The sequence below is a fragment of the Bowdeniella massiliensis genome (assembly GCF_023634005.1).
Taxonomy (GTDB): Bacteria; Actinomycetota; Actinomycetes; order Actinomycetales; family Actinomycetaceae; genus Bowdeniella; species Bowdeniella massiliensis.
Genome location: NZ_JALIQR010000011.1, coordinates 37,175 through 49,401 on the forward strand (window position 1 = coordinate 37,175; position 12,227 = coordinate 49,401).

Annotated in this window: 7 protein-coding genes and 1 pseudogene; 4 read left to right on the plus strand and 4 right to left on the minus strand. The window is 65.6% G+C overall.

Annotation, left to right across the window (positions count from 1 at the left end; translation table 11 throughout):
- Positions 1 to 7 precede the first annotated feature (7 nt).
- A complete protein-coding gene (locus tag MUN85_RS08685) occupies positions 8 to 1,405 on the minus strand; it encodes a TrkH family potassium uptake protein (protein ID WP_250506351.1) in 1,398 nt (465 codons plus the stop codon).
- A gap of 66 nt (positions 1,406 to 1,471) precedes the next feature.
- On the opposite strand from MUN85_RS08685, the gene MUN85_RS08690 reads away from it, so the two are divergent.
- From MUN85_RS08690 to glgB, 4 genes and pseudogenes are all read left to right on the plus strand, one after another.
- On the plus strand, positions 1,472 to 3,577 hold the full coding sequence (locus MUN85_RS08690) for an alpha-1,4-glucan--maltose-1-phosphate maltosyltransferase (RefSeq protein WP_250506352.1): 2,106 nt from the start codon (positions 1,472 to 1,474) through the stop codon (positions 3,575 to 3,577).
- Between the two features lie 65 nt (positions 3,578 to 3,642).
- Complete coding sequence (gene treS / locus MUN85_RS08695) at positions 3,643 to 5,310, plus strand: maltose alpha-D-glucosyltransferase (protein WP_250506412.1); 1,668 nt, start codon at positions 3,643 to 3,645, stop codon at positions 5,308 to 5,310.
- Positions 5,307 to 5,594 (plus strand): annotated as a pseudogene (locus MUN85_RS08700) (maltokinase N-terminal cap-like domain-containing protein); the annotation flags it as partial. The gene treS and the pseudogene MUN85_RS08700, both read left to right, overlap by 4 nt.
- Positions 5,595 to 6,656: 1,062 nt before the next feature.
- On the plus strand, positions 6,657 to 8,837 hold the full coding sequence (glgB, locus tag MUN85_RS08705) for a 1,4-alpha-glucan branching protein GlgB (RefSeq protein WP_250506413.1): 2,181 nt from the start codon (positions 6,657 to 6,659) through the stop codon (positions 8,835 to 8,837).
- A 205-nt stretch (positions 8,838 to 9,042) separates the two neighbouring features.
- Here glgB and MUN85_RS08710 read toward each other — a convergent pair whose 3' ends face one another.
- From MUN85_RS08710 to MUN85_RS08720, 3 genes are read right to left on the minus strand one after another with little or no spacing between them, the layout of a single operon-like run.
- Positions 9,043 to 9,969, minus strand: coding sequence for a tetratricopeptide repeat protein (locus MUN85_RS08710; RefSeq protein WP_250506353.1), 927 nt, complete (start codon positions 9,967 to 9,969; stop codon positions 9,043 to 9,045).
- Between the two features lie 11 nt (positions 9,970 to 9,980).
- Positions 9,981 to 10,979, minus strand: a complete 999-nt coding sequence (locus tag MUN85_RS08715) for a DUF8094 domain-containing protein (RefSeq protein ID WP_250506354.1) — start codon at positions 10,977 to 10,979, stop codon at positions 9,981 to 9,983.
- A complete protein-coding gene (locus tag MUN85_RS08720) occupies positions 10,976 to 12,187 on the minus strand; it encodes a hypothetical protein (RefSeq protein WP_250506355.1) in 1,212 nt (403 codons plus the stop codon). Before MUN85_RS08720 ends, MUN85_RS08715 begins: the two co-directional genes overlap by 4 nt.
- Positions 12,188 to 12,227 lie beyond the last annotated feature (40 nt).

Consider the following 12,227-nt stretch of genomic DNA (forward strand, 5'->3'; position numbering starts at 1 on the left):
CTACTTTCTAGCCGATGAGCGGCCGATCCTTAGGATATTCATAGAGTTTTTTGCGTCGTGATAGCGCGAGCGCCGCCGCGACGGTGACCGGCCCGAGTCGGCCAATGAACATCAGCACGATGAGGAGCAGTTGCGCGCTGCCGGGTAGCGACGGGGTGATTCCGGTTGACAACCCGACGGTGGCAAATGCGCTAATAGCCTCGAATAGCGCGCGATCAAGATTAGCGGGCGTCAGGGCCATCAGCCCCATCGTCACGATGAGGACCGCGAGCGCCGAGAGCGCCGCGACGGTCAGCGCCTGGCGGTGCACCGAGCGTGAGAGCCGGCGCCCGAGCGCGTTGACGGCCCGTTCGCCTCGAATTTCGGTGACGACGATGAACGCGATGACGAGCGCCGTCGTGACTTTGATTCCGCCCGCCGTACCAGCCGGTCCGCCCCCGACGAACATGAGGAGATCGGTCACAAGCCATGTCACGTCGTATTGCCCGGCGATGTCGACGGAGTTGAAACCGGCGGTGCGTGGGGAGACCGAGGAAAACCATGCCATGAGGAGTTTGGTGCCTACCGGGTGCGTACCGAGCGTTGCGGGATTGCGCCATTCCATCACGGCCATCGCTAGCCAGCCGCCGCCGAGCAACAGGGTAGTGCCCACGAGGACGATTCGGGTATTGAGTGAGTAGCGGTGCGGCGAGCGGAAGCGTCGGCGCAGCTCGACAAGGACGGGAAAGCCAAGTCCGCCGGTGATGATGAGGGCGGAGATGGGAAGGATGATGGCGGGATCGGCGGCGTAGCTGATGAGCGAATCGGTAAAGGGCGCAAAGCCCGCGTTATTGAACGCCGAGATCGCTAAGAAGACGGCATGAAACACGGCGGTGGTCGGCTCCTGGCCGATGAGCAGAAACCGAGTAGCCATGACCGCGGCGGCAATCAACTCCGCGAGCACGGCCAGGATCGCGATTCGCACGATCACCGAGCGCACATCCCCCAGGTGAAGCTCTCCCGTGGCAGCGGCCGTCAACGTGCGCTGGTGCAGTCCCAGGCGGCGCGCGATGACAATGGCGACGAGCGCCGCGATCGTCATCGTGCCAAGGCCGCCGATCTGCATGAGCACTAGGAGGACCGCCTGGCCAAAACCGCTCCAATACGTCGCGGTATCAACGACGATCAGACCCGTCACGCTCGTCGCGCTCGTCGCGGTAAACAGCGCGACCGACAACGGCGCGCCCTGGCCAAAGCTCGGGCCGAAGCTGGGCGGATCGTAGGGGGCAATGCCGCTGAAGCTCTCCCAGCCGGGGGCGCCAGTACGAGCCACGGGCAGCATGAGCAGCAGGGTGCCGGTCAGTATCGTTGCCAGGAACGCGCCCACAATGAACTGGCCGGGCCGCGCGGCTCTCACAAGACTCACGGACCAAATCTACTCGCATGGTGCACACCCGCTGCATTGGGTGCGAGGTCTCGCTACCGTGGAGGTGTGAGCAAGAAGAAGTCGCGTCAGTCAGCCGTCCCCGTCGAACCCCACCGCGCCGCCGCACCCGAGGTCCCCGTCGGGCACGTCGATCGCGACCCGGCCCCGGATCCCAAACCCGAACCGGCGCCCTACCAAATCATCGGGCGCATCCCGGTCACCGAGGTCCAACCGGTAGTGGAGGGTGGGCGCTGGCCCGCCAAGGCAGCGGTCGGTGAACCGTTTCCCATTTCGGCGACGGTGTTTCGCGACGGCCACGATGCCTATGGAGCTACCGCCGTGTTGTTGCGGCCTGACGGCAGCGAACACTCCCGAACCGCGATGCGGGAAGTCGAAAAGGGCCTAGACCGCTACGAGGGCTGGCTGCAGCCCGATGAACCGGGCGACTGGAGCTTCTTCGTCGAAGGGTTCTCCGACCCGTACGCGACGTGGGTGCACGACGCCAGCATCAAAATCGGCGCCGGCGTCGACGCCGAGCTCATGTGCGCCGAGGGCGCGATCCTCTTTGAGCGGGCCGCGAACCGGCCGCTGCCGCCCGAGGCGATCGAAACCCTCGGGCGCGCCGTCGCCGTGCTGCGCGATGCCACCGATCCCGCCGTCGCGCTCCAGGCAGCCACCTCGCCCGAGGTCACCGAGGTCTTTGCCGCGCATCCACTGCGCGATTTCGTCTCCCCTTCTGCCACCTACCCGCTCGTCGTCCACCGCAAGCTCGCGATGTGCGGCGCCTGGTACGAAATGTTCCCGCGCTCCGAGGGCGCCTACTTCGACGAAAAGCTCGGGCACTGGGTCTCCGGCACGTTCGAGACGGCCTCCAAGCGCCTGCCCGCCGTCGCCGATATGGGCTTCGACGTCATCTACCTCACCCCCATCCACCCCATCGGCACCACCAACCGCAAGGGCCGCAACAACACCCTCGTCGCCAAGGACGGGGATCCGGGCTCGCCCTATGGCATTGGCGCCGCCGACGGCGGCCACGACGCGATCCACGCTGAGCTTGGCACCTTCGACGAGTTTGACGCCTTCGTCGCCCGCGCCCGCGAACTCAACCTCGAGGTAGCGCTCGACATCGCGCTGCAGTGCTCCCCGGACCACCCCTGGGTGAGCGAACATCCCGAATGGTTTACCAGGCGCGCCGACGGCTCCATCGCCTACGCCGAGAATCCGCCGAAGAAATACCAGGACATCTACCCCCTGAACTTCGATAACGACCCCGAGGGCATCTACGTCGCAATCCGCGACATGCTCCAGGTCTGGATCGACCACGGCGTCACGCTCTTTCGCGTCGACAACCCGCACACGAAACCCCTGAACTTCTGGCAGCGCCTGCTCGCGCACTTCCACAAGGTGCACCCCGAAGTCGTTTTCCTTGCCGAGGCCTTCACGCGCCCGGCCATGATGCGCACCCTCGGGGCGATCGGGTTCCACCAGTCCTATACCTATTTCACCTGGCGCCACACCAAGGAGGAGCTGGCCGCATACTTTACCGAGGTCGCGCGCGAAACCTCGGCGATGTTCCGCCCGAGCTTCTGGCCCACCACCCACGACATCCTCACCCCCTACATGACGGAGGGCGGCGCCGCGGCCTTTGCGATCCGGGCCGTGCTCGCCGCCACCGGCGCCCCCACGTGGGGCATCTACTCCGGTTACGAATTTATTGAGTCGACGCCCCGGCCTGGCTTCGAGGAACAGATCGATAACGAGAAGTACGAATTCAAACCGCGCAACTGGGGCGCTCCCGAGGCCGAGGGGATGACCACCCTCATCACGATGCTCAACGGGATTCGCCGCGCCCACCCCGCCCTGCAGCAGCTGCACGACATCACGATCCACCCGACGACCGATGAGCAGACCCTGTGTTTCTCCAAGCGCATGCCGGCCCGCTTCACGCCCGATGGCCGCGACGATGTGGTGATCGTCGTCGTCAATCTTGATCCCCACAATGCGCGCGAGTCGCTCATCCACCTCGATATGGCCGCGCTCGGGCTCGATTCACCATTACTCGAGGTTCATGATGAAATGTCAGGACAGGACTTTGTCTGGGGGCCGGTCCCCTTCGTCCGGCTCGACCCGCGCACCCAGTGCGCCCACATTGTGAAGGTGACACCACGTTGAGGCACTCTCTGCATCCCGAAACCACCGCCCGCCGCTCCTCCCACGTCGCGCACGCCTTTGGGGACGTGCATCGGCCGGGCTTAAGCGATGATCCCGAGTGGTTCCGCACCGCCGTGTTCTACGAGGTGTTGCTGCGCGGTTTCGCGGATTCCGACGGCGACGGCGTCGGCGATATTCGCGGGCTGATCGACCGCCTCGACTACCTGCAGTGGCTCGGCGTCGACTGCCTGTGGATCCCGCCGTTTTATCCCTCCCCCATGGCCGACGGCGGCTACGACGTCTCCGATTACACGAACATCGACACCACCTACGGTTCGATGGCCGACTTCGAGGAGTTCATGAACGAGGCCCACGCCCGCGGCCTGCGCGTCATCATCGACCTCGTCATGAACCACACCTCCGATCAGCACCCGTGGTTCCAGGCCTCTCGTTCCAACCCAGACGGGCCCTACGGCGATTTCTACGTCTGGCGCGACACGAATACGGAATACGCCGACGCTCGAGTCATCTTCGTCGACACCGAAACCTCCAACTGGACCTTCGACCCGGTGCGCAAGCAGTACTTCTGGCACCGCTTCTTCTCCCACCAGCCGGACCTGAACTTCGAAAACCCCGCCGTGCACGAGGCGATGTTCGACGTCGTGCGGTTCTGGGCCGCCACCGGGGTTGATGGCTTCCGGCTCGACGCCGTGCCCTACCTGTATGAAGAAGAGGGCACGAACTGCGAGAATCTGCCAAAGACGCACGAGTTTTTGGCCGACGTGCGCGAGATGCTCGACCGTGAATTCCCGGGCCGCATCCTGCTGGCCGAAGCCAACCAGTGGCCCCAAGACGTCGTCGAATACTACGGCACCGACGAGCGCCCCGAATGCCACATGTGCTTCCACTTCCCCGTCATGCCGCGCATCTACTATGCGCTGCGTGAGCAGCGCTCCGGCGCAATTCGCCAGATCCTCGCCGACACCCCGGCGCTTCCCGCCGGCGGCCAGTGGGGCACGTTCTTGCGCAATCACGACGAACTCACCTTGGAGATGGTGACGACGGAAGAGCGCGCCGCGATGTACGGCTGGTATGCGGAAGACCCGCGGATGCGCGCGAACGTCGGCATCCGCCGGCGCCTGGCGCCCCTGCTGCGCAATTCGCGCGCAGAGATCGAGCTGGCCAACGCGCTGCTTTTGTCGCTGCCGGGCTCCCCGTGCCTGTACTACGGCGACGAGATCGGGATGGGTGACAATATTTGGCTGCCCGACCGCGACTCGGTGCGCACCCCCATGCAGTGGACGCCGGACCGCAACGCGGGCTTTTCCACCGCGGACCCGGGCAAGCTCTACCTGCCCGTCATCCAGTCGCTCGTCCACCACTACTCGGGTATCAACGTCGAGGCACAGTTGGCGACTCCGACCTCGCTGCTGCACTGGATGCGCGGCATGCTCGAGATTCGGCGCGCCCACCCCGTCTTCGGCAATGGCGATTTCACCATGCTGGACGCTAACCACCGAGCGGTGCTGTCCTACACCCGCTCGAACGCCGACGAGACGATCCTGTGCATCGCGAACCTCGCGAACACCTCGCGCGCGGCAACAATCAACCTGCCGGAGCACGCCAATTTCGTCGTCACCGACGTTTTTGGCGGCGCGCGCTTCCCCGATGTCTCCGCCGACGGCGAGCTCGCCCTGACCCTGGCCGCCCGCGACTTTTTCTGGCTGGCACTCACCCCGCCGGAGGCGTCATGAACCCGGACCTCTTCACCTCCTACCTCGCGGGGCGACGCTGGTTCATGGGCAAGGACCATACGCCGCGCCTCGCGCTAGCCGAGACCGATATTCGCCTCGCTTCTACCAGCGACGTCGATTTCGCCGTCATCGTCCTCGCCGACCTTGCCTCCCCCACAACGACGCACTACCAGCTCCCGATCGCTATTCGGCGCCGCCCGCTACCGGCCCTCGAGGACGCGCTCATCGCCGAGATCCTCGACGATCCGACCGCGACCAACCCCGCGCCGCGCTACCTGTATGACGCGGTCTATGACCCTGACTTCGCCCCCGCGCTCATGGCTGCCCTCATCGGCGCGCCGAGCGCTGCCGTGCGCGAATCTCGCGTCGTTTCCGCCGAACAATCCAACACCTCGCTCATCATCACGTTGGAGGACGACGAGCGGGTTATCGTCAAGATTTTCCGGGTCGTGACCGCGGGCGAAAACCCCGACGTCGTTGTCACCGGCGCGCTCGGCGCCGCACGCTGTGAAAGCGTGCCCACTCCCAAGGGCTACCTCGCGGGCGGCTGGCAGACGATTGCGCCCGATGGCTCGCCAGGCCCGCGCGCCACCGGCCACCTGGCCGTCGCCCAGGAGTTTCTGCCAGGCGTCACCGACGCGTGGAGCCAGGCGCTGGAGTCGATCGCGGCCGGGCAGGATTTCGCCGCCGAATCTCTCGGCCGCGCCTGCGCGGACGTGCACCGCGTCCTTGGCGAGGTCATGCCCACGAAGAGCGCGACGCCCGAAATCCGCGAGCAAATCGCGGCCACCTGGCGCGAGCGGTACGAGGCCGCCTGTCAGGCCGTCCCCGAGCTCGCGGCGCACGCCGATGAGGTCGAGGCACTGTTCGCGGCCGCAGCCGCCCGGCCCTGGCCACGACTGCAGCGTGTCCATGGCGACCTGCACCTCGGCCAGGTACTCAAGGCCCCCGAGCGCGGCTGGATGCTGCTCGATTTCGAGGGTGAGCCCCTGCGCCCCCTCGCCGAACGCTCCGAGCTGGACCTGCCGCTGCGCGATGTCGCCGGCATGCTGCGCTCCTTCGACTACGCGGCCGCCTCCGCCGATGCCCCCGCCGAGCAGTGGCGGCAAAGCGCGCGCGAGGCCTTCCTTTCCGGATACCGCGCAGCCGACGTACCGGACCCTTCCGACTACCCCGAACTGCTCGCGGCCCTCGAACTCGATAAGGCCCTGTACGAGGCCCGCTACGAGGCCCAGAACCGGCCCGACTGGCTGGCGATCCCGCTCGCGGGAATCAAGCAGCTGCTGGCCGCCGCCGCATCGTTCAACACCGCGACAGATTCCGACAAAAGGTGGGAAACTAACATCATGAACGCCGAGCCCGCACCCGTCGCGCACGACTACCTTTCCGCGGTTGCGCGCGGCCTGCACCACGATCCGCACTCCATCCTGGGCGCCCACGAACACGATGGCGCCATCACCATCCGCACGCTGCGCCATCTGGCCTCCGCGGTGGAGATCGTGACGGCCGACGGCAGTTACCCGGCGCGCCACGAACACGACGGCATCTGGGTCGCGGTCCTACCCGGGCCCGACGTGCCGGACTACCGGGTGCGCGTGAGCTACGGCAACGAAACGCACACGTTCGATGACCCCTACCGCTTCTGGCCCACCTTCGGCGAACTCGACGGCCACCTGCTGGCCGCGGGCCGCCACGAGGACCTCTGGCGGGTCCTTGGCGCACATGTGCGTCACTTCCCCTCCGTCCTCGGCGACGTCTCCGGCGTCTCCTTTACCGTCTGGGCCCCCTCGGCGCGCGCCGTGCGTGTCAAGGGCGATATGAACAACTGGGACGGCACCCAGCACGCGATGCGCTCCCTCGGCTCCTCGGGCGTCTGGGAACTGTTCATTCCCGGCGCGAGCGCCGGCCAGTGCTACAAGTTCGAGATCTGGTCCGCCGACGGCGGCTGGCACGAAAAGGCCGACCCGATGGCGCGCGGCACCCAAATCCCGCCCGCTACCGCCTCCGTCGTCGTCGATTCTTCCTACGAGTGGGGCGATCAGGACTGGTTGGCCAAGCGCAGCGAATCCGACCCGCACACCGGGCCGATGTCGATTTACGAAGTGCACTTGGGGTCCTGGCGGGCGGGCCTGTCCTACCGGGCGCTGGCACACGAACTCGTCGAATACGTCTCCTCGCTCGGCTTTACGCATGTCGAATTCATGCCCGTCGCCGAGCACCCCTTTGGCGGCTCCTGGGGCTACCAGGTCACGAGCTATTACGCGCCCACCTCGCGCTTCGGCTCCCCCGATGACTTCAAGTACCTCATCGACCAACTCCACCAGGCCGGCATTGGCGTCATCATGGACTGGGTGCCCGCCCACTTCCCGAAGGACTCCTGGGCGCTCGCCCGCTTCGATGGAACGCCGCTGTATGAGGATCCGAACCCGCTGCGCGGCGAACACCCCGACTGGGGCACGCTCGTCTTCAACTTCGGGCGCAACGAGGTCCGCAACTTCCTCGTCGCCAACGCCCTGTACTGGCTCGAAGAATTCCATATCGACGGGCTGCGCGTCGACGCGGTGGCTTCCATGCTCTACCTGGACTATTCGCGCAACGACGGGCAGTGGCAGCCCAATATCTACGGTGGGCGCGAAAACCTTGAGGCCATCCAGTTCCTGCAGGAAACCAACGCCACCGCCTACCGGCGCAACCCCGGCATCGTCATGATTGCCGAAGAGTCCACCGCATGGCCGGGCGTGACCGCCCCCACGGACGCCGGTGGGCTCGGCTTCGGCCTGAAATGGAACATGGGCTGGATGAACGACACGCTGCGATACCTCGCCGAGGCCCCGATCAACCGGCGCTACCACCACGGCATGCTGACGTTCTCGCTCGTGTATGCGTTCTCCGAGCAGTTCATCCTTCCGATCAGCCACGACGAAGTCGTACACGGCAAGGGCTCCCTGAAGCGCAAAATGCCCGGCGACTGGTGGCAGCAGCTTGCCGGCGTGCGCGTCGCCCTTGCCTACCAGTGGTCCCACCCAGGCAAGCAGCTGCTGTTCATGGGCCAGGAATTCGCCCAAGACGCCGAATGGAACGAAGCCCAGTCCCTGGATTGGTGGCTGCTCGATAACCCCACCCACGCCGGTGTCGCCGAACTCGTTCGCACGATGAACGAACTGTACGTCCAATACCCGGCGCTGTACTCGGAGGATTTCTCCCACCGCGGCTTTGAGTGGATCCAGGCCGACGACGCGGACCATAACGTGTTGAGCTTCCTGCGGCGCTCTTCCGATGGCGAGGACGTGGTGGTGTGCGTCATCAACTTTGCCGGCTCGCCGCACGAGAATTACCGCATCGGCCTGCCGCAAGGCGGGGACTGGCTCGAATTGCTCAACACCGATTCTGAGCTGTACGGCGGCTCCGGCGTGGGCAATCTCGGCCGCGTCTCGGCCGAAGATATCCCCTGGGATGGCCGTGAGCACTCCGTGCGCCTGCGGATTCCGCCCCTCGGCGCCCTGTGGCTCGCGCCCGCGAAGGACTAGTCGTCCTGGGCGATGTCCCCCTCGGACACATCACCATCGTCGCGGCTTACATCGAACACGACGAATGCCGCGCGTGCTAACTCTTCACCGAGCTGGCGCGCGCCCGAGACGTACACGGAGTCGGCATAGACCCATCGCGCGAGCACAAAAGCGCGATAGCACCACGACCGCCAGCGGTTCGTACGTCGAGGCCATGCCGGGTTCGTTAGTACAACGCGGCCGCGAGCTGACGACGGTAGCCACTCACGCGAGGATCGCCCGCGAGCAGGTCGAAGAATGTTACGAGCCGGACGCGCGCCGCTTCTTTGTCGTCCCCAGAACTTTGGCGTACCACGTTGAGCAGCCGGGTGAGGGCGTCATCAATCGCGCCGCCGGCGAATTCGATATCGGCTGCCTGCAGCTGGGTGTCAATACCGCCGGCGGGAGCCGAGCTATCGCCCGCAGCGGCAATGATGGCCTGCGGGTCGGAGAGCTCGCCGCAGCGCTGCATGAGCTCCACCTGCGCGAGCGCTAATTTCGCCTCCGCGTCCGCCGGAGCCTCCTTCAGAGCCTTAGTAAAGGCCGCGTGGGCGGCATCCAAGTCGCCGCGGTCGATGGCATCGATCCCCTCTTGATGCAGAGGCGGTACCTCCGGCTCCGCCGCCACCTCGTCGGACTGGCCGGCGCTGGCATCGGGCGGCAGCGTGCCCGTGACGCCCTGCTGCGCCGCGATGGAGAACATCTCGTCGAACAGTGCGCGCAGCTGACTTTCGGGGTGGGCGCCTTGGAACAGTTGGAAGGGTTGTCCCCCAATGAGGACAAACACCGTTGGAACCGACTGCACCTGGAAGGCCTGCATGAGCTGCGGGTTCGCATCGACGTCGATTTTGGCCAACTGCATTCGGCCGCCGTAGCTGCGGGTGAGCTTTTCTAGGATCGGTCCCAGCTGCTTGCACGGCTGGCACCACGTCGCCCATAGATCCAGCACCACCGGTACCGTGCGCGAGCGCTCCATGAGCTCCTGCAGGTGCTGTTCGCCCGCGTCGACAATCCAGCCCTCGCCCACAGTTGCGCCAGTTGCGGCCTGCTGCTGGGGCTGCTGGGGCGCGAGCGCCCCCAAATCGACGATGCCTGACGTATTCGGTAGCGACACGCTGTCTCCTTCTATTCCCCGCGCTTGGCACTCATGAGCGTCTGCTCGCCCCCAAGCGGCCGGGTAGCCGCGTCGGCGGCATCGGCTGCCGGAACGTAAAGCGCGATCATTACCTGATAGCTCGCCTTCAACTGGTCCTCAACCGGATCCTCCCCCGCGAGCGCCGCGAGGTCATCCGAGACGGTCAGCGTCGAGCGGGCGACTGTCTTTTTCAACGTCAAGACGGTGGGGATTGTTCCCACGACGACGGCTCCCCCGTCAGCCGTACGGAAGGCGACGGGCTCGGATGTGGGCGAGCCCGCCTTCCAGCTGGCTTCACCAACTTCGGCCAATGACTCCGTTAGCGCGGTGACGGTTTCGGTGATCTGCGTGCGCAGCGGGTCATTGCCTAGCGACTTAGCTTCCTCGCTATCCGGCTCATTGATCGCCCTAGCGTAGGCGGCGACGGCCGCGCTTGGTGTTTGCTTCAGGCTCGAATCATCGGGCGCAAGGAACTCAGTTCCGGTCGCCGCGGCCGGCAGGTCAGGGAACGTTACGCCCGGGAAGAGCCTGGCCCAATGGTCAACGTGGTAGTTCTGGCGCGCATCGGCCTGGGTCATCGTGAGCAGGACGGGGCTCGTTTGTCCTTCCGGCACCTGAGTGATGACAGCGGCGTAGCGCGGGAACGAATCAGTGATAGCCGGCAGTGTCACCTGCGGCGTGAAACTCAGCGGGGTGGGAGCCTTGGCGCCGTCGGTTTTCGTCGCGAGTGTGTAGGCGGCCGTGCGGGCCGCGAGGGCGTCACCAGCGAAGCGAGCACTGAGTTTTTCGCCGTCCTTGGCCGCATCACCTTCCGCGAGGACTTTTTCGGCGTCCTTCAGCGCCGTGGTGAAGCGCTCTTCCGTCAGCGCCGGACCGTCATAGGTGGCGCCGGGGCTCACCTCTGGCACGGGCGTGCTCGCGCACGACGCCAGGGAAACAGCTAGCAGGCCCGCGAGTACGGGGCTCACAATGGTCTTGATCGATTTCATGCTCGTGTGTCCTCGCCTTCGTTCGCGGGGAAATCCCACTCGTCGCGCCACGTGCGGTCATCCGATTCCGGCCACAGCTCTTCATCGGCTTCCGGCCATAGACCCTCGGCATCCGTGCTGCTGAGCGCGGAGGCGGCTGGCTCTTCGTCGCTCTGCCCCGATACTGCGGGAACGACAAGGGCGCCGAGTGCGCCGGCGGTAGCCGCAGCCTTCTCTTCGCGCTCAGAGTCTTCTTCCAGCGAGATCTGCGCCGCACCCTCAGGGGCGTATTTGTTTTCTTCCGTGGCGCTTTCGCGAATCTCGTCCGCTCCAGGAGCGAACGGGATCACCATGGCGCCGCCAGCCATCGCGGTTTCGGTAAGCCGCGAGATGTTCTGCTCCAGCAGCGGTTCCTCGATGACGGGGATTTCGTGGGAGGTGACAACGGTAACGTTCTTGCGGCCTTCGCGCCGCGCGGCCTGCAGGGCATCGCGTTCGCGTTCGCGCTCCCGCTCCCGGATCTCACGCCGCGTCAAACCTTCGGTTTCCTGCGACGTCAGCGGCGGCAGGTAGATCACTTCAGTTTCGCCGTCATCGGGACGCGGCGCGCGCAGCCGACGGACGCGGTTCCGGGCCCACAGGGCCGCTACCGCGGCAAGGGCCAGCGCCACGAGACCACCGATGATAAGGGGCCACATCAAGGGGGTAGCGACATCACGAGACCACTTTAGGGTCAGGGCCGGCGCAGGTTTTGTGCCGTCGGTTGTCGCGAGGAAGCCCAGCGAGTGATCCGGGTCATCGATCGTCCACGTCAGGGTGTTTTCCGCTGTCCGCACCTCAGTAAAGAGGTCAACGCTCGCGGGATTGGGCAGCGTCACTGGCTCCTCACCCTCAGCGGGCGCGGCCTCCTCAGTCTTGATCGACATCGTGTCCCAGTCGCTTAGCCCCTGGAGTTCGCGATATGCGGCACCCTTCACGAACGCCTGGATATCGGCCATGGGAGCCAGCGCCAAGACAATGGGATCGCCATCTGAGCTCGCTGTGACCTCGACGGTGTCGTTGACTTGTGGCAGGACCCCGGGCCCGGCGATCAGAGCCGGTTCGGAGGACGCTGGCACGTCAATGGCGACGGTGTCCGATTCTTTGAATATGGTTCCGGCGAGAATCCCGGCAATGATGGCCAGCACTCCCAGCGACGCCAGGATGATAGGAACGATGCGTCGTGTCACTCGGATGTCCTTTGTCGTGGGCAAGTACGCCTAGAAGGGT